Here is a 21,122-nt window from a genome sequence, read left to right on the forward strand (position 1 = left end):
TCCGGACGGGTTGGGGTAGCGTGGCCGATATGGCGACTCGTACCACCTCCGCGCCTAGAGGCAGCTCCAACAGCAAATCCGGCGGCTCGGGCAGCGGCCGGACCCCGGCTAAGACCGGCCGGAGCGGCACAGGCACGGCCCGCGGCAAGCAGGCCGCCGTCGTCGAACCCCAACAGCCGTGGATCCTGCGCGCGCTTGCCGGCGTCTGGCTGGGAATCGGGCACGTGGTGGGCGCGGGCGTCCGCCGGATCGGCTACGACGTCAGTGACCTTGATCCCGCGGACCGCAGGGATGGCGCCGCGCTTTTCAACCTGGCCCTCGGTGTCTTCATAGCAACCTTCGCCTGGTGGGGATTCAAGGGCTGGTTCCCGGACGTTGTCTACAGCATCGTCAACGGAACCTTCGGCTGGGTATCCCTGCTTCTTCCGCTCATGCTTTTCGTCTGCGCTTTCCGGCTCTTCCGGCAGCCGTGGGACAGCCGTGGAAACAACCGTGTGGGCATCGGCTTCCTGATCATGACGTTCGCCGGGACCGGACTGGCCCACATCATCGGGGGCCAGCCGACTGTCGCCGATGGCTTCGAAGGCCTCCGGCGCGCGGGCGGGATGCTCGGTTTCCTCGCAGCCTCGCCTCTTGCCGCCATCCACCCCGCAGTGCCTGTCATCGTCTACGGCGCCTTGGCGTTCGTCTCCCTCCTGATTGTCACGGCCACGCCGTTCGGCGCCATACCCCGGCGTATCCGCGGCGCCTACGAGCACCTCATGGGCGTTGATTTGGTGGATGCCGACGCGCAGCGCGGCGATTCCCACGACCGCAGCTACCTCTACGAAAACGAGGCGGCCGTTGAACCGAAGAAGAAGCGCCGCAAGCGCTTCTTCGGCAAGGATCACGACGACGACCCCACGCTTGAGGGCTATGTAGGCGACGAGGCCTTCGAACACGCAATCGTCGACGACGATGCCCCTCCCGCAAAGGGCGGGCCGGCAGTTCCGCCCGGAGTTCGCAGGCCGACGCAGGCCGAAATCGCCGTCGAGAAGATCAAGGCCGCGCAGGGACTTGGAAACCCGAAGGCGGTTGCCGACAACGCGACCGAAGCGATCCCCCTGGTCGTGCCGACCGCCGTCGTCCCCCCGGTCATCGTGCCTTCGGCGCCCGTCAGTCCGCCACCACCCCCGACGCCGATCCCGCAACGCACCGAGCAACTTTCGCTTGCCGGGGACGTCACCTACACCCTGCCGTCCTCGGACAACCTGACGCCCGGTTCCATCCCGAAGGAACGCACGGAAGCGAACGACGCCGTCGTGGCCGCCCTGACGGACACCTTGCAACAGTTCAACGTGGACGCTACTGTCACCGGCTTTAGCCGGGGGCCAACCGTGACCCGTTACGAGATCGAACTCGCCTCCGGTACCAAGGTGGAGCGCGTCACGGCGTTGTCCAAGAACATCTCCTACGCCGTGGCATCGAGCGACGTACGTATCCTTAGCCCCATCCCGGGCAAGTCGGCCATCGGCATCGAAATCCCCAACACGGACCGCGAAACTGTGTCCCTCGGCGACGTCCTGCGCAGCCAGAACGCGCGGCGGACCGACCACCCCATGGTGATGGGCGTCGGCAAGGACGTCGAGGGCGGCTACGTCGTCGCGAACCTCGCCAAGATGCCCCACTTGCTCGTGGCGGGTGCTACGGGTGCCGGCAAGTCGTCGTTCGTGAACTCCATGATCACGTCGATCCTGATGCGCGCGACGCCCGACGAGGTCCGCATGGTCATGGTGGACCCCAAACGCGTCGAACTGACCGCGTACGAGGGTGTTCCGCACCTCATCACGCCCATCATCACCAACCCCAAGAAAGCTGCCGAGGCACTTCAGTGGGTAGTGCGCGAAATGGATGCCCGCTACGACGATCTCGCCAACTACGGCTTCAAGCACATCGACGATTTCAACAAGGCTGTCCGCGCCGGCAAGGTGGTTCCGCCGGTTGACTCCAAGCGCATCATCAAGCCCTACCCTTACTTGCTGGTGATCGTGGATGAGCTCGCCGACCTCATGATGGTGGCCCCGCGCGATGTCGAAGACTCGATTGTCCGCATCACCCAGCTCGCCCGTGCCGCCGGCATCCACCTGGTCCTGGCCACCCAGCGTCCTTCCGTCGACGTCGTCACCGGCTTGATCAAGGCGAACGTCCCGTCGCGTATGGCGTTCGCCACGTCCTCTGTCACCGACTCCCGTGTGGTCCTGGACCAGCCCGGCGCGGAAAAGCTCATTGGCCAGGGTGACGCGCTCTTCCTGCCCATGGGCGCCTCCAAGGCGATGCGCGTGCAGGGCGCCTGGGTCACGGAGTCTGAAATCCACCGTGTGGTGGAGCACGTCAAGGGGCAACTCAAGGCCGTCTACCGTGACGACGTCGCGCCCGAGGCGCAGAAGAAGCAGATCGACGACGACATCGGAGACGATCTCGAGGTCCTGCTCCAGGCCACCGAACTCGTGGTCACCACCCAGTTCGGTTCCACGTCGATGCTGCAGCGCAAGCTCCGCGTCGGCTTTGCCAAGGCCGGCCGCCTCATGGACCTGCTGGAGTCGCGCGGCGTCGTGGGTCCGTCCGAGGGTTCCAAGGCCCGCGATGTCCTGGTCAAGCCCGACGACCTCGCGCCCGTGCTTGCGGCCATGAAGGGCCAGGACGCTCCGGCCACGCCCGACGCGCACACGGCCGCCCTGAGCGAGAACGCGAACGCAAACATCGCTGTCGGCGGCTACGCAGAGGACCTCGTGGCCACCGATCTCGAGCGCCGCAAGCAGGTCACGGAATACCACGACGGCGCAGATGGCATCGATGACGAGGACGAAGGCGGCGAAGACGCCTGGTCGTTGACCGGACGGTAGCCTAGAGGGGTGACTACATCCGACGGCAGCAAAGCCGGTTCCAGCAGCTCCGATATCTGGAATCTGCCCAACATCCTGACGATGCTCCGAATTGTCCTGGTTCCGTTCTTCGTCTGGTTCCTTCTGGAGGACAACAGCCAGCACGGCCTCTGGCGCTGGGCCGCCGTAGTGGCCTTCGCCGTGGCGATCTATACGGACAAGCTCGACGGCGACATCGCCCGGAGCCGCAACCTCGTCACCAACTTCGGCAAGATCGCGGATCCGATTGCCGACAAGTTGCTGATCGGCTCGGCACTTGTTCTCCTCTCGGCGCTGGGAGAGCTGCCGTGGTGGATCACCATCCTCATCCTCGTGCGCGAATGGGGCATCACGGCATTGCGCTTCTTCGTCATCCGCTATGGCGTGATGCCGGCCTCGCGTGCCGGCAAGCTGAAGACCGTCGTCCAGACTGTCGCCATCTTCCTTTACATCCTGCCGCTGAATTCTTTCGCTCCGTGGCTCCTCAGCGTGGCCTTCTGGGTCATGATCGTCGCCCTCGTCATCACGGTGTGGACCGGCGTCGAATACGTGATTGAAGCCGCAAAACTTCGCGCGGCCGGCAAACGCGCATGAGCCCCGCCGCTGACGAGGTGGCCGCGTCCGCCGTCGCCCTCGCCATCGAGCGGGGCATCACTGTGGCGACCGCGGAATCCCTGACCGCCGGGATGGTTGCCGCCACCCTCGCTGATACTCCAGGGGCGTCAGGCATGCTCCAGGGAGGGGTGGTCGCCTATCAGAACGCGGTCAAGGCTGGAATACTGGGGGTGTCCGAAGAACTGCTTTCCGCCGTCGGATCCGTCGACGCCGAGGTGGCTGCGGCCATGGCCGACGGTGCCAGGCACGCATGCGGAGCCGACGTCGGGGTCTCCACTACGGGGGTTGCGGGGCCTTTGCCGCACGACGGGAAGCCGGTTGGCACGGTCTTCATTGGCGTCGCCACCCAGGGCGGAGCCACAGCGCATGCCTACTCCTTTCCGGGAGATCGGCCAAGTATCCGTGCGCAGGCAACGGCAGCCGCGCTGGAGCGCTTGCTGGAGTGCCTTGTCCATACCGACCTACCGCACGTAAAGTAGCCGGGAACAAAAACAGCGGCCCAATAGTTGTTACATTGTGTCGCCCCGGAATGGCCGGGGCGCCTAGGATGTAAAAAACAACCGGTACACCGGCAAGGTGAACCGGACTCACGAGGGAGCAAGGCGATACAGATGGTTAAGCAGCCCGTATCCGTAAACGGCGTTGTCCGCTGGAAGGATGTGGGCTTGGCCGAGAAGGCACCGAGCGAACAGAAGGAGCGCAAAATGGTTGTTCTGCGTCACGAAATTGGTGATGTCCTGCGCGATGTCCGCCAGCGCCAGGGCCGTACGCTCCGCGAAGTCTCACACAGCGCCCGCGTTTCCCTTGGCTACCTGAGCGAAGTGGAGCGCGGCCAGAAGGAAGCATCCTCAGAGCTGCTGTCCTCGATCTGCTCGGCTCTGGACGTTCCGTTGTCCGGCATGCTCCGCGAAGTCAGTGACCGGGTTGCCGTCGCCGAAGGCGTCGCTGTTCCGGACACCGTCCCGCAGGAATTCGCCCAGCGCTACGGCCGCGATCTCGACCGCGAGCTCAGCGCCGAACTGAACGACGATTTCACCCAAGGCATGCTCTCCGGAGCCCGCTAGGCGGACCCGGCGCCGGCACGCAGTTGGCGGCGTGAGGTTCAGACCTCGCTGCGGGATCCATTGCGCCGAAACGTCTGTGCCGAAACGTCGGCACATGCTTGAAGCAAGAAGGAGGGCCTCCATATGGAGGCCCTCCTTCTTTGGTCTTTTGTGGGGTTGGCGCGGTCAGTCCTTGCCGATTCCTTCGCCGTAGGCAGCGTTGAGCCGTTCTATGTAGTCCGCCAGCGTCTGGATTTCTTCCAAGGGCCACTCACCCAGTCGCTCCCGGAATACCTGCCGACGTGCGTCCTGGACCTGGTGCATCTTTTCTTCGCCTTTGGGGGTGAGCCGGATCGATTGGGCGCGGCCATCCTGGGGGTCGGCTTCTTTGTAGACCATGCCGATGCTCTCGAGGAACGCGATCTGGCGGCTCACTGAAGGCTTCCCGACGCCGATGCACGAGGCGAGCTCCGTCAGGCGGATCGGACCCTCCTTCCGGATGATCGACAGCAGTCCGTATGCGGCTGGTTCCATGTCGGGATGGACCTGCCGGGATAGCTGGTGGGACAGCGATCGTGCGCGTCGCCAGAACATGCTCAGCTGGTGTTCCACCTGCTGGAGGGCGGCGTCGACGTTGTCGCCTTCCTCCACCATCTCTGGCGCGTCGTCGGGAGTGTTGCTCATGACAACCATTCTAGAGTCCGCTCCCATGAGAGACTCTATTGGTGCGGATCAGTGACTTCTGGCGGCTGATGGACGATGAATTCGGGGCTGGCTACTCCCGGGTCCTCAGCAGCTCCCTTGTATTGGCCGGCGTCGGCGGCCGTACGGCAAACGACGCCTTGGCAGCGGGCTACAGCCCCCGCGACGTCTGGCTTGCCCTGTGCGACGTCCAGGACGTTCCTCCGGAGCGACGTCTCGGCAGGGATATCAAACCCGCCGGCAAGGGTTCCGGAACGTTCTGAGTTCCGGTTCCTGGCGGACACGCCCGCAAATTTGTTCGAATATCTGTTCGGATGAGGCTATGCTCCTTTCAGAGGAAAATTGATCCTGGCGGAGCGGTTTCCGTGTCTTTCGACACCCGTAGTTGTCCACATAGGCGAAGTCGCACACAAAATTGTCAGCGGCAGGTACTAGCGTCGGATGAGACAGGAAAGCGGCCGTTCAGGCCAGTCCACAGCGAGAAAGCATCAGAGGTGTGAACCATGGCGGCAAACCAGGATCGTGAGAAGGCGCTCGAGGCAGCGCTTGCCCAGATCGACAAACAATTCGGCAAGGGCTCGGTCATGCGCCTTGGGGACGAAGTCCGGGCGCCCATCGAAGTTATTCCCACTGGTTCCATCGCCTTGGATGTCGCTCTTGGTATTGGCGGGCTGCCTCGTGGCCGTGTCGTCGAAATCTACGGTCCGGAATCCTCGGGTAAGACCACCGTCGCACTTCACGCTGTGGCCAACGCCCAGCGCCAGGGCGGCATCGCGGCATTCATCGACGCCGAGCACGCCCTCGATCCCGAGTATGCTGCAAAACTGGGCGTCGATACAGACGCCCTGCTGGTTTCGCAGCCGGATACGGGTGAGCAGGCGCTCGAGATCATGGACATGCTGATCGGCTCAGGCTCCTTGGACGTCATCGTCATCGACTCCGTCGCAGCCTTGGTTCCCCGCGCTGAAATCGAAGGCGAAATGGGCGACTCCCACGTCGGCCTCCAGGCCCGTCTCATGAGCCAGGCCCTTCGTAAGATCACCGGCCGCCTGAGCCAGACGAAGACGACTGCTATCTTCATCAACCAGCTCCGTGAGAAGATCGGAGTTTTCTTCGGTTCCCCGGAAACCACTACCGGTGGTAAGGCCCTGAAGTTCTACGCCTCCATCCGCATCGACGTCCGACGCATCCAGACGCTGAAGGAAGGCGCGGATTCGGTAGGTAACCGCACCAAGGCCAAGATCGTCAAAAACAAGATGGCTCCGCCCTTCAAGATCGCGGAGTTCGACATCATCTACGGCCAGGGCATTTCCCGTGAGGGCGGCATCATCGACATGGGCGTCGAGCACGGCATCATCAAGAAGTCCGGTTCATGGTTCACCTATGACGGTGACCAGCTTGGACAGGGCATGGAGAACTCCCGCCGCTTCCTGCGCGACAACCCTGAGCTGGCAGCGGACCTTGAGCGGCTGATCAAGGAAAAGCTTGGCGTCGGAGTAGTCAAGCCTGCCGAAGCCGAGAAATCTCCGAAGCTGAAGGCCGTTGACGGCTAAGCGTCAGGGCCACTACCGGTCCTGGGGTCCGTCTGCGGATTCGTCCGTGGCAGCAGACCCTGAAGCCAATCCGGAAGCAGTTGCCCGGGCCATTGTGCTGCGTCAACTCACCAATTCACCCAAGAGCAGGCTTCAGCTTGCGCGCAAACTGGCTGAACGGAATGTACCGGAAGACGTGGCTGAAGCCGTTCTGGATCGCTTCGAGGAAGTCCGGCTCATTGATGACGCCGACTTCGCGGAGATGTGGGTCCGCAGCCGTGCGCAGTCGAGGAAACTCGCCCGGGGTGCCTTGAGACGCGAATTGGCGGACAAAGGCATCGACGCAGAATCGGCCGAGAAAGCGCTCGCGCAAGTGAGCGATGACGACGAGCGGAACGCTGCCAGGGACCTGGTCGCCCGCCGTTTGAGGGCCGGAACAGACCTTTCCGACAGGACCGAGCGGGACAAGCAAGCCCGGCGGCTCGCGTCGATGCTTGCCCGTAAGGGCTACCAACCATCGGCGGCGTTCCGGATTGTTGGCGAGGTCCTGGACGAAGCATTGTCGGGGGAGTCGGAGTCCCATGGTGCACGGGTGCGCGGTGGTGGTGATGCAGACGACGTCGGCTAGGCGGCGTCGCCGGCGTAACTGAGAGCTGCCTGTGAGTATTGCCACGGGCGGCGGGGATGGGTGGCTTCTTGGCGGTCTTCGGCTAGGGTTCTGGACTAGTGTTCCGAGTCGGGAAGCAGGTCAGATCCAATGAATCCGTTGTCGTTACGGCTTTCGGCAATCATTGTGCCCTTGCTTGTCGCGTCGATTCTCCAAGCAGGCCCGGCTTCCGCGGACGACGATGCGCCGCCGTCGGGGTACCCCAGCTGGGCAGAGGTACAGCAGGCCCAAGGGAACGAAGCTGCCGCAAGCGCCGAAGTGGACCGCATCAACCAGTTATTGGCCGGTCTTCAACAGAAGTCGGGCGAGCTCGGGGCGGCAGCCATCAAGGCGGGAACTGAGTACGCGAAGGCCCATGACGCCTTGCAGCATCAGCAGGCAGTCACGCAGAAACTGGCGGAGGCGTCCCAGCAGGCCAAGGCAAAAGCGGATTCACTGAAGAAGGCCACTTCCTCCCTGGTGGTCAAGGCATACGAGTCGGGCGGCTTCGATCCCGGGCCCTGGTCCCTTGCGAATGCCGCCATCGCACCGGACAATATTCAAAATTTCGCCTTGCTGAACAAGGTCCTCGATCGTACGGCGAAGCTGCACGATGATGCGCTGAGCGCTTCGCAGGCATCCGCCGCGGCAACGGCCCAGGAACAAGCTGCCCGCGATGTCTTGGCCCAGTTGGACAGTGACGCCGCGGCAAAGGCCCAGGCCGCGGAGTCTGCGAGGCGCGCGGCCGAAGACAGCGTTGCCGCCACGGACGGCCAGCGAAAGACCATGGTCGCCCAGCTCGCGTCCTTGACGTCCACTTCTGCTGCAGTCGCGCAGAAATACCAGGACGGCCAGGTGGCGCTTGCCGCTTATCAGGCTGCCCAGGAGGCCAAGAGGGAGGCGGCACAGCGCAAGGCTGAAGCCGACGCCCTGGCGGCAGCCAACCAGCGGGCGGCGCAACAGCAAGCCGCCCAGCCGCCCATCAGCAGCGGCGGAGGCGCCAGCAGCAACAACAGCGGCGGCAGCAGCGGCGGCGGCTTCGTAGGGGGAGGCGGTGGCGGGGGAAACGTCGTCAACGACCCCGTAGGCGCACGGCAATACGCGTCCTCCCGGCTCGGCGCCTACGGCTGGGGCCAGGACCAAATGCAGTGCCTGTCGCAGCTGTGGACCCAGGAATCAAGCTGGATGACAGATGCCACCAATCCCAGCAGCGGTGCCTACGGTGTTGCGCAGGCGCTGCCGCCGGACAAGTACTATTCGGCAGGCAGCGATTGGCTCAGCAACTACCGGACACAGATTGATTGGGGCCTCGGCTATATCCGCGACCGCTATGGTTCGCCCTGCAACGCTTGGCAGCATGAGATGGGCTTCAACTGGTACTAGTCCGAGGGGCTACCCTAGATTGGTGAGTTCCCCTTCCGCAGCACCAGCACCAGCCCCCCTTCAGCAGCCCGCTCTGGGCCCTGTGAGCGAGCCCGCACCCGAGCACGGTGCGAAGCGCACCTACCAGGTCCGCACCTTCGGTTGCCAAATGAATGTCCATGACTCCGAGCGCATGGCAGGACTCCTGGAGGATGCAGGATACGTACCCTTCGACGGCGGCGTCGCCGACGTGGTGGTCTTCAACACCTGCGCAGTTCGTGAGAACGCCGACAACAAGCTTTACGGCAACCTCGGGGAACTCAAGCAGGTCAAGGCTGCCCATCCGGGCATGCAGATCGCCGTGGGCGGATGCCTGGCGCAAAAGGACCGCGAAACCATCGTGCGCAAGGCTCCGTGGGTGGATGCCGTGTTCGGCACCCACAATGTGGGGGCGCTCCCGGCGTTGCTGGACAGGGCACGTCACAACAACGAGGCACAGCTCGAAATCCTGGAATCGCTGGACGTCTTTCCCTCCACCCTGCCGACCAAGCGTGACTCTGTGTACTCGGGATGGGTTTCCATCTCCGTCGGGTGCAACAACACCTGCACGTTCTGCATCGTCCCGTCGCTCCGCGGCAAGGAAAAGGACCGCCGTCCCGGCGAGATCCTGGCCGAAATCCAGGCCTTGGTGGACGACGGCGCCGTCGAGGTCACCCTGCTTGGCCAGAACGTGAACTCCTACGGCGTGGAATTCGGGGACCGCCTGGCTTTCTCCAAACTGCTGCGCGCCTGCGGCGACATCGAGGGCCTTGAGCGTGTCCGCTTCACGAGCCCGCACCCGGCTGCCTTCACTGACGACGTCATCGACGCGATGGCCGAGACCCCCAACGTCATGCCGCAGTTGCACATGCCACTCCAGTCCGGCTCGGACAAGGTCCTCAAGGACATGCGCCGCTCCTACCGCTCCACCAAGTTCCTCGGCATCCTGGACAAGGTCCGTGACAAGATTCCCCACGCCGCGATCACCACCGACATCATCGTGGGCTTCCCCGGCGAGACGGAAGAGGACTTCCAAGACACGCTCGACGTCGTCGAGAAGTCACGCTTCGCCTCGGCCTTCACCTTCCAGTACTCCAAGCGCCCAGGCACCCCGGCCGCGGAGCTTCCGGAACAGCTCCCGAAGGCCGTTGTCCAGGAACGCTACGAGCGGCTCACTGCCCTCCAGGACCGCATCGCGGCCGAGGAGAACAGGAAACAGCTCGGACGCCGGGTTGAACTCCTGGTCACGGCCCAGTCCGGACGCAAAGCAGAAGAGACGCATCGCTTGTCCGGCCGCTCCCAGGACCAGCGGCTGGTCCACTTCTCCGTGCCCGAGGGCGCAGAGATCCCGAGGCCCGGCGACTTCGTCACCGTGACGATCACCGGGGCTGCTGCCTTCCACCTCGTCTCCGATCCGGCGACGACGGCGGACTACAGCTTGAGGCGCTCCCGTGCCGGCGACGCTTGGGACCGCTCGCAGGCTGATTCCTGCGGCGCTCCGGCACCGGGTGCCGCGGGGGCCGGGTCCGGCAGCCTGAAAGGCGTCTCCCTTGGCATGCCGTCGCTTCCCGTGCGGCGCGGCTAGCCCGGCATGACAGCAGTACCGGCCGGATCAGCGGATCCGAATCCGCCCGTGATCGCCGTCGTCGGACCCACCGGTTCCGGTAAGTCCGATCTCGCCGTCCACCTGGCCCTCGCGATCGACGGCGAGGTCATCAACGCCGACGCCATGCAGTTCTACCGTGGAATGGATATCGGCACAGCCAAGATCAGCGTCCCTGAACGCAGGGGAGTGCCCCACCACCTCCTGGACACGATGGATGTCACCGAGGAAGCGAGCGTCTCCGCTTTCCAGGCCGACTGCCGAGCCGCCATCCGCGATATTCATCACCGAGGCAAGCGTGCCATCCTGGTGGGCGGCTCCGGCCTTTATGTCCGGGCAGCGTTGGATGTCCTGGAATTTCCCGGCACGGACCCAGGCGTACGGCAACGGCTTGAGCATGAGCACGAGACATCCGGTCTTCCAGGCCTCCAGGAACGCCTGCAGCGCGTCGACCCCGTGTCCGCCGGAAGGCTCGGTGACGCACGCCGCGTCATCCGCGCGCTGGAAGTCTTCGAACTTACGGGGCGCCCGTTCAGCTCGTTCATGCCGAAGCGAGAGTACTTCCAGCCGGCCGTGCAGATAGGGCTCGACGTCGACCGCGGAGTACTGCGCGAGCGTTTGGCCGAGCGCGTCCTGAGGATGGTCGATGCGGGACTTCTTGAAGAGGTCGCGCGGCTGGACGCCGCCGGACTGCGACAAGGCAAGACGGCATCGCGGGCGCTCGGATATGCCCAGTTCCTCCGGGTCCTCGACGGCGAGTCCGACGCGGCAACCGCGGCCGAAGAAACCATCGTCGCCACCCGCCAATTCGCCCGCCGCCAGCTCACCTGGTTCCGGGCCGACCCCCGGATCCATTGGCTTGACTGGCAGGATCCGGATTTGGTGGCCAAGGCGGCAGAAATCTGCGCGAGCCCGGCGTCGGTGATTTAGGCGCAACCCTTAGTGCAGGTAGCCTTGAGCCATGGATGAAACCCTTGCATTTTCCGCCCCGCAGCCTGCCGCTGCCGGCGGTGCCGTACCCGCCTCCGGTCTTCACGGCCTGGCCTTCTCCAAGGGGCACGGTACGGGCAACGACTTCGTCCTCATCGCGGACCCCGAAGACGCGCACCAGATTTCCCCGGAGCAGGTCGCAGCGCTTTGTGACCGCCACGTGGGCATCGGCGGGGACGGGCTCATCCGGGCAGTCCCTTCACGGTTCCTGTCCGAAGGCCTTCAGCTGCTCGAAGCAGACTCTGATGCCGAGTGGTTCATGGACTACCGCAACGGCGACGGTTCGCTGTCCGAGATGTGCGGCAACGGCGTCCGCGTCTTCGTCCAATTCCTGATCGAGCAGGGTCTTGTCACGCTCGACGCCGGTGAATCCCTGACCATCGGGACGCGCGGCGGCATCAAGAAGATTGGCCGGACCGCTGAGGGCTTCGCGGTGGACATGGGTCCTTGGGAGTTCATTTTCCCCAAGGATGCCACCAGCAAGGCCATGGACTCCCTCGTCAGCGCCGACGGACTGGAAGTCGCCCGGCCTGCCCTTTCTGTCAGCATGGGCAACCCGCACACTGTAGTGGCATTGGCTGAACTGTCCGAGCTCAGATCCACGCAGCTCTTCAAGGCTCCAGTCGTTGATCCCAAGCCGGCCAACGGCACCAACGTCGAATTCGTGGTTCCCGCGGAGCCCCTCGTCCACGACGGCATAGGCAACATCACCATGCGAGTCCACGAACGCGGCGTCGGCGAGACCCAGTCGTGCGGCACCGGTGCCTGCGCGGCCGCCGTCGCCATCCGCCACTGGGCCGGGGAAGGCGCTCCCGATACGTGGCGCGTCAAGGTGCCGGGCGGCGTCGTCGGCGTGCGGTTCTTCCCGGGAGAAAGCGGCCGGGAACACGTGGAGCTCAGCGGCCCCGCCGTGATTGTCGCTAGCGGGACGCTTTCCTGATCCGCAGCACGCGGAAGGATTTCGACGTACTTTCCCGGGATATCGAGAAAGAACCGTCGAGGGTATCGGCCAGCCAACGCTGAAGCGAGTCCGCTCCAAGGTTTTTCTGCACCACAAGCCAGGCGTTTCCACCCGGAGCGAGCCGCGGCAGCCACCTGAGCAGCAGATTGTGGAGTTCATCCTTGCCGATGCGGATGGGCGGGTTTGACCAGATGGTGTCGAACATCACGGCAGGGTCGACGTCGTCGGGCAGGCTCGCTGTGACATTCCCGAGCTCCAGGAGGGCGGCGTTCTCGTTGGTCAGGGTGACGCAACGCTCGTTGACATCAACCGCGTGGACGCGCGCGTGCGGCGCCATGAGCCCCATCGTCAACGCAATGGGACCCCAGCCGCAGCCAATGTCCAGCAGATTTCCCTGCGGTGCCGGCGGCGGAACCTCCGAAAGCAGGATCGCTGTTCCCTTGTCGATCCCGTCGGGGCTGAAGATGCCCCCCGATGTCTGGAGCCGGCGGGTCGCGCCGGCCAGTTCCACCGTGAGGGGCTTGCGGGTGAACGGCCCCGCGGGCTGTGCGCTGAAATAGTGAGCAGACTCCATAGCTTGCCAGATTAGTGGCCAGCAGCGGGCAAGGGAAACCGCGCACCGCGACAAACCGGTCCAACCCGGGCTTGACGGGGTCTGATAGTCTGATCCGCATGTTCCTGATCTTTGAGTAGCCGGCACCGCCCGCGACGCAGGCCTGCTTCATAGCAGCGCCATTCCGCCTTGGCATGTCCGTTCCAGACGTTGCTTTTTGACGACTGGACACTCAGCAGATCGTCCCCTTCCCTCCTGGGATCTGTGCACGCAATACGCGCAGACCGTTCCGGATGGAGATCCCAGACCATCGGCCGAGCCTTGCCAGGCATCAGCCCTGCGCGAATTCCGCGCCACAAGAGACGAATCGGCACTATTCTGGAAATGCCGAACCCCCTAAAGGAGACCATGACCACGCAGAAGAACACCGGACCCGATTCCGACGCCCAGGACATGAGTCCTGAAGAAATCCAGGCTGTCATCGACCGGATTCTCTCCAAGGACGCACCTGCCATAGTCCAGGACCGCGACGAACCCCGGGGCGTGTTTGGCAAGGCCCAGGCGATTTCCCGTCTGGACGAAGAACACAGCATCTACGACGGCGATCAAGAGGATCTGGCCGAGCGCCGGGCCTTGGGCCGTACCGCGGGCCTGTCCACGGAACTTGAAGATGTCACCGAGGTCGAATACCGGCAGCTGCGCCTGGAGCGCGTCGTGCTGGCAGGCCTGTGGACCGAAGGCACCCTGGCCGACGCCGAGAATTCCCTGAGGGAACTTGCCGCCCTGGCCGAAACGGCCGGCTCGGAAGTCCTGGACGGGATCGTCCAGCGCCGCATGAAGCCGGACCCCGGAACGTTCCTCGGCTCAGGCAAAGCCATCGAGCTCAAGGACATTGTGATGTCCACCGGCGCGGACACCGTGGTGGTCGACGCCGAACTGGCTCCATCCCAACGGCGTGGCCTTGAGGACATCGTCAAGGTCAAGGTGGTGGACCGCACCACGTTGATCCTCGACATCTTCGCGCAGCATGCCAAGAGCCGCGAGGGCAAGGCCCAGGTTGAGCTTGCACAGTTGGAATACCTGTTGCCGCGCCTGCGTGGTTGGGGCGATTCCATGTCCCGCCAGGCCGGTGGCCAGGTGGGTGGTGCCGGCGCCGGTATGGGTTCCCGTGGTCCTGGTGAAACGAAGATCGAACTTGACCGCCGTCGAATCCGCACGCGCATGGCCAAGCTACGGCGTGAAATAGCCGCGATGAAGCCATCGCGCGAGACCAAGCGGGCCAACCGCCGTCGTAATGCCGTTCCTTCGGTCGCCATCGCCGGTTACACGAACGCCGGAAAGTCGTCGTTGCTCAACCGCCTGACGGATGCCGGTGTCCTCGTGGAGAACGCGTTGTTCGCCACCCTGGATCCGACAGTCCGGAAGGCCCAGACCCCTGACGGGATCGGCTACACCCTCTCGGACACCGTCGGCTTCGTGCGCTCGATGCCCACCCAACTTGTGGAGGCTTTCCGCTCCACGCTCGAAGAGGTGGCCGACGCCGATCTGATCCTCCATGTGGTGGACGTTTCGCATCCCGATCCGGAAGGCCAGATCGCGGCGGTCCGCACGGTATTCAGCGAAGTGGATGCCCGGAAGATCCCGGAAATCATCGTCCTGAACAAGGCCGACGTCGCGGATCCGTTTGTCGTGGAGCGGCTCAAGCAAAAAGAGCCCCGCCACGTCGTCGTGTCCACCCGCACAGGACAGGGTATCGCCGAGCTCCTTGGAGCCATCAGCGAAGCCATCCCGCGCCCTGGCGTGCGCCTTGAGGTCCTGATCCCGTACAACCGGGGTGAGCTCATCAACAAGCTGCACAACACCGATGCCGAAATCCTGAGCCTTGAGCATGAGGAGGAAGGCACCCGCGTGGTGGCCATGGTCCATGAGAACCTGGCAGCCGAGCTGGAGTCGTTCGTCAACAATGGTTGATCCTGAGGCGGGGGAGCGCGGCGAAACCGTGGGGGAACGGACCGCCCTCGAACTCCTCGACAAAGCCGTTGCCGGCATGGGCGGCCAGAACCGCACGGGCCAACACCAGATGGCCAGGCAGGTGGCGCGGGCGATCGAGACCGGTGAACACCTCCTGGTCCAGGCTGGCACGGGCACGGGCAAGTCCCTCGCGTACTTGATTCCGCTGATTGCGCACGCGATGGAGAGCAACAAGCCCACGCTCGTGTCCACGGCCACCCTCGCCTTGCAGACCCAGATCGTAGGCCGGGATTTGCCGCGGCTCCTGGAAAGCATCAATCCTGAGCTGGAGCGCCCGGTCAGCATCGCCCTGGTCAAGGGCCGGGCCAACTATGTGTGCCGGCACAAGCTTGAGGGCGGGTTCCCCAGCGAGGAGCCGGCCGAGGGGCAGTTGTTCTCCCTCGGCGAGGACACGAGCGTTCCGCATCTCGCCGCAGCCATCGGCGGGCCTGCCTCGCAGCTCGGCAAGGAAGTGTTGCGGCTTCGCGAGTGGGCCGGGAAGACGGCGACGGGGGACCGGGACGAACTGATGCCGGGCGTGACGGACCGGGCCTGGCGCCAAGTATCCGTCACGTCGATGGAGTGCCTCGGGGCGCAGAAGTGTCCCATGGCGGAAGAGTGCTTCAGCGAGCTGGCCCGCCACCGTGCCGCGGAGTCCGACGTCGTGGTCACCAATCACGCGATGCTCGCAGTCAGCGCCTTCGAAGGCCTGGCCGTGCTGCCCGAATACGACGTCGTCGTGGTGGACGAGGCCCACGAGCTCCAGGACCGCGTGACCGGGGCTGTGTCCGGGCAGCTGTCCGTCGCGATGATCCATGCCGCTGCCTCGAGCGCCCGCAAACACACGGCCATCACTGTGGACGCCCTGAACGCCGCCGCGGACCGCTTGGAACTCGCGATCATCGGTGCGCCCTCGGGCCTCCTGCCCAACGGGCTCAATGACGATCAACTTGATTGCGTGGACCAGCTCCGGGAAGCCTGCCGTGCAGCGCTTTCCGACTCGAAGGGAGATTCGTCCAACACGGTCGACGGCGGACGCCAGCTCGCGCGCTCACGGCTGATGTTGATCCTCGAGCTGTGCGAACGGCTGCTCTCAGCCCGGGAAAACCGGGAAGTCGTGTGGCTTTCCCGGAACAGTACCTTCGATCCGCAACAGGGCTACACGGCGCCCGACGAGGATTCGCCTGCTCTTATCAATATCGCGCCGCTCAGCGTTGCCGGACGCCTCCGGGAAGGGCTCTTCGCGGGCCATACCGTGGTTTTGACCTCCGCCACCTTGGCTATCGGCTCTGCATTCGAGGCCACAGCCGGAGGACTGGGCCTGACTGGCCAAGGCGCCCCCAGCTGGACCGGCGTGGATGTAGGCTCGCCCTTCGACTACCCGAAGCAAGGCATGCTGTACGTCGCCAAGCACCTGCCCAAGCCGGGGCGAGGGACCTCTCCCGAAGCGCTTGACGAACTTGAAGAGCTCATCAAGGCCTCGCACGGCGGAGCCTTGTGCCTCTTTTCTTCCCGACGTGCGGCGGAGGAGGCGGCGGAAGCGATGCGCTCACGCCTGGACGTGGACATCCTGTGCCAAGGCGAATCGACCATGGCCGCGTTGGTGAGGCAGTTTGCCGAGGAGGAAGACACGTGCCTGTTCGGCACCATGTCCCTTTGGCAGGGCGTTGACGTTCCGGGCGGTTCATGCCGGCTGGTGGTGATTGACCGGATCCCGTTCCCTCGTCCGGACGATCCCCTGATGACGGCACGGTCCCGCGCAGTGGCGCAGGCCGGAGGCAACGGTTTCATGGCAGTTTCGGCAACGCACGCCGCCATCCGGCTGGCCCAAGGCGCCGGCCGGCTCATCCGCTCAACGGGGGACAAGGGCGTCGTGGCAGTCCTGGATTCGCGGCTTTCGACGGAGCGCTACGGAAACTTCCTGCGGGCAGCGTTGCCGCCCTTCTGGCCCACCACGGACCGTTCCGTGGTGCGCGGTGCGCTCGAACGGCTTTACGCCGAGTCAGCCAAGGCTTAAGGCGCGCTCTTGCTCACGCGGACCCGTCCTGGTGCGAGGACGTCCTAAAGGGAGCGCAGGACCGAGACGACCTTGCCCATGATGGTGGCATGGTCTCCCAGGATGGGTTCGTACTGCGTGTTCTGGGGGAGCAGCCAGGTGTGGCCGTCGCGCTGCCGGAAGGTCTTGACGGTGGCTTCGTCGTCCAGGAGTGCGGCCACGATGTCGCCGTTGAGTGCGTCGTTTTGACGCCGCACTACCACCCAGTCTCCATCGCAGATAGCGGCGTCGATCATGGAATCACCGGCGACTCTCAGCATGAAGAGCTCGCCATGGCCTACCAATTGGCGGGGCAGAGGCAGTACGTCTTCAACGGTCTGGTCCGCCAGGATGGGTCCACCGGCAGCAATGCGTCCGACGAGGGGGACCATGGCCGTGTCACTGGCACTCGCGAGTTCCGTGACGGCCAGTCCTCCCGCGCTGCGGAGTTTCGCCGGCGATTCAACGCCGGGTATGACAGAGCCGCCGTCCAGGGTCAACGGCATGAGGACTTCCATTGCACGCGGGCGCTTGGGATCGCGACGAAGATAGCCGAGCTTCTCAAGCTGCGACAACTGGTGCGTAACGCTGGACAAGCTGGCTAGGCCAACCGTGTCCCCGATTTCACGCATCGACGGCGGATAGCCATGATCGTTCACTGAACGTTGGATGGTCTCCAGGATTTTCTTCTGGCGGACGGTCAGGCTCTTGGGGGCCTTCTGCGGCTGCTGGCTCCGCGCTGAGGCCGGCCCGCTGCCAGTGGCTTTCGCTGCCATTTTCACCAACGCCCTTCCGTTCCGCCCGTTCGGCCCTGAGGCGCCTGCCGGGACTGTCGGCCTGAAATGTCAGACCCTCCTGTTGCACTGGTTCAGTGCTCTTCCTTCACTCAAACGTAGGGCAGGCACTGGCGTTTTTCAAACATTTGTTCTAGCGAGTCTCGACATCGTTCGTTGATAGGTGCTAAAAATGTCATAGCAAGGTTCGAATATGTGTTCTATAAAAGTGCTGCAGGATCCGGGTGTTCGTTCGAATCGTTCGAACAGATCAACTAATAACCGTCCTGCAAGCACTGACTGAAGGCAAGAATTGGCAGCCGCAACCAGAGATTCCGGAACGCGGCATTGTTCAGAAGGGCTCAGCTCATGTCCGCAATCACCATCACCCACCGGTCCGGCCGCAATACGGCACCGGGCCGGCTTCGCCTGACCCGCCGGGGCCGCATGGTCTTCTTCGGGGTCCCGGCAATGCTCGTGGTCGCAGTGCTGCTCAGCCTGGCGGGATTCCTGAATTCGCCGGCCAAGGCTGCTGATTCCGCCGCCGAGCTGCAGCCCACTTCAAGTACGAGCGTCACGGTACAGGTGGGCCAGTCCTTGTGGGGGATTGCGGGAATCGCCGCGCCTTCCCGGGATCCACGCGACGTCGTTGCCGAGATTATCCAGCTGAACAACCTTCAGGACGGCCACATCGTGCCGGGCCAGCAACTGTTCATTCCGGCCACTTAACACCAACGCTGACCGGGTTGGCAGGTCTCCGAGTCGGCGCCGGGCCGTCACAGTTTCAGGGCATCCGCCCCCGCACCTTAAACTGTCATGGTGAGTGACCAGCTTGAGCGACTTGACCGACTTCCCCTCCGGACCAACCTCCGCGGCCTGAGCCCGTATGGCGCGCCGCAGCTTGATGTTCCGATTTTGCTCAACGTCAATGAAAACACCCATGGCGTGCCGGCCGATGTCCAGGCGGCCATCACCGAAGCGGTAGCGGCAGCCGCCGTCGGACTGAACCGCTATCCGGACCGCGAGTTCACAGAACTGCGCGAGGCTCTTGCGGAGTACCTCGGTCACGGCCTTGCGGCCGAGAACATCTGGGCAGCCAACGGTTCCAATGAAGTTCTGCAGCAGATCCTCCAGGTCTTCGGTGGCCCGGGCCGGACCGCGCTCGGTTTCCCGCCCACGTACTCGATGTACCCACTGCTGGCCAGCGGAACCGACACGGGATACATCGCGGGAGTTCGCGCCGAAGACTATGGACTCGATGCGGCCTCGGCCGCCGCGCAGGTTCGCGAACTCAAGCCGAATGTCGTGTTCCTCTGCTCCCCGAACAACCCCACCGGCACGGGACTTGGCCTTGACGTCGTCGAAGCCGTGTACGAGGCCGGCGAGGCGAGCCAGACCGTGGTGATCGTGGACGAGGCGTACCACGAGTTCGCCCACGACAACACGCCCAGTGCGTTGACACTTCTCCCTGGCCGGGAGCGCCTCATTGTTTCCCGGACCATGAGCAAAGCCTTCGCCCTCGCCGGTGCACGCATCGGCTACATGGCAGCTGCTCCCGAGGTCGCCGACGCGATCCGCTTGGTCCGCCTTCCGTACCACCTCTCCGCCATCACGCAGGCAACCGCGCTGGCGGCCCTCCGGCACCGCGAAGCCCTCATGGCCGACGTCGAGGACATCAAGGTCCAACGCGATCGCATTGTCAGCGAGTTGAGCCGCATGGGCCTCAAGCCGGCCGCCTCGGATTCGAACTATGTGTTCTTCGGCGGAATCGAAAACCCCCATGCCCTGTGGCAAGGCCTCCTGGAACGCGGCGTCCTGATCCGCGACGTCGGCATACCGGGCCACCTCCGCGTCACAGCCGGTACGGAGCCCGAGACCACCGCCTTCCTCGAGGCGCTCGAAGCCTTGCTGGACGGCCAGCTCTCCGCACCGGCCTAGACTTAACAAGTCCCACCACTCCTTCCTCCTAAGGATCATCAATGAGCGAAAACGGCGCCAGCACGGCGGCCGCCCGGACAGCACGCATGGAACGCACCACGAGCGAGTCCTCCGTCCTGGTTGAAATCAACCTCGACGGCACGGGAGTTTCGGATATCAGCACCTCGGTGCCGTTCTATGACCACATGCTGACGGCGCTCTGCAAGCATTCGCTCATCGACATGACCGTCAAGGCGACCGGAGACACCCACATCGACGCCCACCACACTGTGGAGGATGTCGCCATTACATTCGGTGAGGTCCTGCGCACCGCCTTGGGTAACAAAGCGGGTATCCGGCGGTTCGGCGAGGCCACGGTTCCGTTGGATGAGGCGTTGGCACACGCCGTCGTCGACGTCTCCGGACGTCCTTACCTAGTTCACGGAGGTGAGCCCGCCGGTCAGGAATACCACCTGATCGGTGGACACTTCACTGGTTCGCTGACCCGCCACGTCTTCGAGGCCATCACCCTGCACGCGGGCATCTGCCTTCATATGAATGTCCTGGCCGGCCGGGATCCGCACCACATCGTGGAGGCCCAGTTCAAGGCGTTCGCCCGGGCGCTCCGCTCCGCCGTTGAGTCCGACCCCCGCGTCGAAGGCATTCCGTCCACGAAGGGCGCCTTGTGAGTAAGCACATCCTCAAGGATGGCGCTGTCGTGGACCCGAAGGCCGCCAGCCGCATTGTCTCGCCTGAAGGAAAACCGACTGTAACGGTCCTTGACTACGGCTCGGGCAATGTCCGCTCTGCGGTCCGGGCGCTTGAGCGTGCCGGAGCGGCAGTCACGTTGAGCGCCAAGCCCGAAGATGTCCTGAATGCTGACGGGCTCCTGGTCCCCGGCGTCGGCGCTTTCGAAACGGTGATGCGCGAACTCAAGGCAGTAGACGCCATTCGGATGATCGGCCGTCGTGTTGCCGGAGGCCGGCCCGTCCTGGGCATCTGCGTCGGGCTCCAGGTCTTGTTCGAGGCCGGAGTGGAACACGGAACCGAGGCAGAAGGCATGGGAGAGTGGCCCGGCAAGGTGGAACTCCTGCCAGCGCCCGTTGTCCCGCACATGGGCTGGAACACCGTGGACGTGCCCGAAGGCTCAAAGCTGTTCGCCGGCGTCGAGCATGAACGGTTCTATTTCGTGCACTCGTACGGCGTGCAGAAGTGGGAATTCGACGTCGTCCAACCCCGCATGGCTCCGCCGAAGGTGACCTGGTCCGAGCACGGTGCGCGCTTCATCGCCGCCGTGGAAAACGGTCCGTTGTGCGCTACGCAATTTCACCCCGAGAAGTCGGGCGACGCCGGAGCCCGGCTCCTGCGCAACTGGGTCGATGGCTTGCGCCCGCAAGCAAAAACCCAGCCGCAAGCGACCGAGGCCGGAGGCGCTGCCTAA

At 64.2% G+C, this 21,122-nt stretch carries 20 protein-coding genes; 17 read left to right on the forward strand and 3 right to left on the reverse strand.

The annotated features are described in order from the left end of the window. Window positions 1–29: 29 nt before the first annotated feature. From ACSKT0_RS07055 to ACSKT0_RS07070, 4 genes are all read left to right on the forward strand, one after another. A complete protein-coding gene (locus ACSKT0_RS07055) occupies window positions 30–2,882 on the forward strand; it encodes a DNA translocase FtsK (protein ID WP_437773118.1) in 2,853 nt (950 codons plus the stop codon). A gap of 81 nt (window positions 2,883–2,963) precedes the next feature. Next, window positions 2,964–3,494 (forward strand): CDP-diacylglycerol--glycerol-3-phosphate 3-phosphatidyltransferase, encoded by a 531-nt coding sequence (gene pgsA / locus ACSKT0_RS07060; protein ID WP_437773985.1) that lies wholly within the window; start codon window positions 2,964–2,966, stop codon window positions 3,492–3,494. Continuing rightward, window positions 3,491–3,994 (forward strand): CinA family protein, encoded by a 504-nt coding sequence (locus tag ACSKT0_RS07065; RefSeq protein WP_437773119.1) that lies wholly within the window; start codon window positions 3,491–3,493, stop codon window positions 3,992–3,994. The genes pgsA and ACSKT0_RS07065 overlap by 4 nt, the downstream gene beginning before the upstream one ends. 132 nt (window positions 3,995–4,126) lie before the next feature. Next, window positions 4,127–4,579 (forward strand): helix-turn-helix domain-containing protein, encoded by a 453-nt coding sequence (locus ACSKT0_RS07070; RefSeq protein ID WP_078105673.1) that lies wholly within the window; start codon window positions 4,127–4,129, stop codon window positions 4,577–4,579. Between the two features lie 165 nt (window positions 4,580–4,744). Here the strand turns inward: ACSKT0_RS07070 and ACSKT0_RS07075 are convergent, their stop codons facing one another. Next, window positions 4,745–5,242 (reverse strand): MarR family winged helix-turn-helix transcriptional regulator, encoded by a 498-nt coding sequence (locus ACSKT0_RS07075; RefSeq protein ID WP_437773120.1) that lies wholly within the window; start codon window positions 5,240–5,242, stop codon window positions 4,745–4,747. Window positions 5,243–5,283: 41 nt separating this feature from the next. Here ACSKT0_RS07075 and ACSKT0_RS07080 point away from each other — a divergent pair, with 41 nt between their 5' ends. From ACSKT0_RS07080 to dapF, 7 genes are all read left to right on the forward strand, one after another. Continuing rightward, window positions 5,284–5,523, forward strand: coding sequence for a DUF3046 domain-containing protein (locus tag ACSKT0_RS07080; protein ID WP_437773121.1), 240 nt, complete (start codon window positions 5,284–5,286; stop codon window positions 5,521–5,523). A gap of 240 nt (window positions 5,524–5,763) precedes the next feature. Then, on the forward strand, window positions 5,764–6,813 hold the full coding sequence (gene recA, locus ACSKT0_RS07085) for a recombinase RecA (protein ID WP_234753124.1): 1,050 nt from the start codon (window positions 5,764–5,766) through the stop codon (window positions 6,811–6,813). 46 nt (window positions 6,814–6,859) lie between these two features. Then, complete coding sequence (locus ACSKT0_RS07090) at window positions 6,860–7,420, forward strand: regulatory protein RecX (RefSeq protein WP_437773122.1); 561 nt, start codon at window positions 6,860–6,862, stop codon at window positions 7,418–7,420. A 129-nt stretch (window positions 7,421–7,549) separates the two neighbouring features. After that, window positions 7,550–8,821, forward strand: a complete 1,272-nt coding sequence (locus tag ACSKT0_RS07095; protein WP_437773123.1) for a lytic transglycosylase domain-containing protein — start codon at window positions 7,550–7,552, stop codon at window positions 8,819–8,821. 148 nt (window positions 8,822–8,969) lie between these two features. Continuing rightward, the gene (gene miaB, locus ACSKT0_RS07100; protein ID WP_437773986.1) at window positions 8,970–10,424 is read left to right on the forward strand and encodes a tRNA (N6-isopentenyl adenosine(37)-C2)-methylthiotransferase MiaB; all 1,455 of its coding nucleotides are present in this window, start codon (window positions 8,970–8,972) and stop codon (window positions 10,422–10,424) included. 6 nt (window positions 10,425–10,430) lie between these two features. Then, window positions 10,431–11,372, forward strand: a complete 942-nt coding sequence (miaA, locus tag ACSKT0_RS07105; protein WP_437773124.1) for a tRNA (adenosine(37)-N6)-dimethylallyltransferase MiaA — start codon at window positions 10,431–10,433, stop codon at window positions 11,370–11,372. Window positions 11,373–11,403: 31 nt separating this feature from the next. Beyond that, complete coding sequence (gene dapF, locus ACSKT0_RS07110) at window positions 11,404–12,372, forward strand: diaminopimelate epimerase (RefSeq protein ID WP_437773125.1); 969 nt, start codon at window positions 11,404–11,406, stop codon at window positions 12,370–12,372. Here the strand turns inward: dapF and ACSKT0_RS07115 are convergent. After that, entirely contained in the window at window positions 12,353–12,967 is a 615-nt protein-coding gene (locus ACSKT0_RS07115) for a class I SAM-dependent methyltransferase (protein WP_236816702.1), read from the reverse strand. The genes dapF and ACSKT0_RS07115 overlap by 20 nt on opposite strands. A gap of 387 nt (window positions 12,968–13,354) precedes the next feature. On the opposite strand from ACSKT0_RS07115, the gene hflX reads away from it, so the two are divergent. Beyond that, complete coding sequence (gene hflX / locus ACSKT0_RS07120; protein ID WP_345449825.1) at window positions 13,355–14,917, forward strand: GTPase HflX; 1,563 nt, start codon at window positions 13,355–13,357, stop codon at window positions 14,915–14,917. Then, on the forward strand, window positions 14,910–16,973 hold the full coding sequence (locus ACSKT0_RS07125; protein ID WP_437773126.1) for an ATP-dependent DNA helicase: 2,064 nt from the start codon (window positions 14,910–14,912) through the stop codon (window positions 16,971–16,973). Before hflX ends, ACSKT0_RS07125 begins: the two co-directional genes overlap by 8 nt. A 44-nt stretch (window positions 16,974–17,017) precedes the next feature. Here ACSKT0_RS07125 and lexA read toward each other — a convergent pair whose 3' ends face one another. After that, window positions 17,018–17,767: a transcriptional repressor LexA gene (lexA, locus tag ACSKT0_RS07130; RefSeq protein ID WP_236816708.1), complete on the reverse strand. Its 750-nt coding sequence runs from the start codon at window positions 17,765–17,767 to the stop codon at window positions 17,018–17,020. A gap of 366 nt (window positions 17,768–18,133) precedes the next feature. On the opposite strand from lexA, the gene ACSKT0_RS07135 reads away from it, so the two are divergent. The 4 genes from ACSKT0_RS07135 (at window position 18,134) to hisH (ending at window position 21,122) form a co-directional block, all read left to right on the forward strand. Further along, window positions 18,134–18,493: a LysM peptidoglycan-binding domain-containing protein gene (locus ACSKT0_RS07135; RefSeq protein WP_437773127.1), complete on the forward strand. Its 360-nt coding sequence runs from the start codon at window positions 18,134–18,136 to the stop codon at window positions 18,491–18,493. Window positions 18,494–18,583: 90 nt separating this feature from the next. Continuing rightward, entirely contained in the window at window positions 18,584–19,702 is a 1,119-nt protein-coding gene (locus ACSKT0_RS07140) for a histidinol-phosphate transaminase (protein ID WP_437773128.1), read from the forward strand. 41 nt (window positions 19,703–19,743) lie between these two features. Beyond that, on the forward strand, window positions 19,744–20,370 hold the full coding sequence (gene hisB, locus ACSKT0_RS07145) for an imidazoleglycerol-phosphate dehydratase HisB (protein ID WP_234753135.1): 627 nt from the start codon (window positions 19,744–19,746) through the stop codon (window positions 20,368–20,370). Then, window positions 20,367–21,122 carry an imidazole glycerol phosphate synthase subunit HisH gene (hisH, locus tag ACSKT0_RS07150; RefSeq protein ID WP_437773129.1) on the forward strand — a complete coding sequence of 252 codons (756 nt, stop codon included), beginning with the start codon at window positions 20,367–20,369 and terminating at the stop codon, window positions 21,120–21,122. The genes hisB and hisH overlap by 4 nt, the downstream gene beginning before the upstream one ends.

This window comes from Arthrobacter sp. KNU40, assembly GCF_051515115.1.
Lineage (GTDB): Bacteria > Actinomycetota > Actinomycetes > Actinomycetales > Micrococcaceae > Arthrobacter.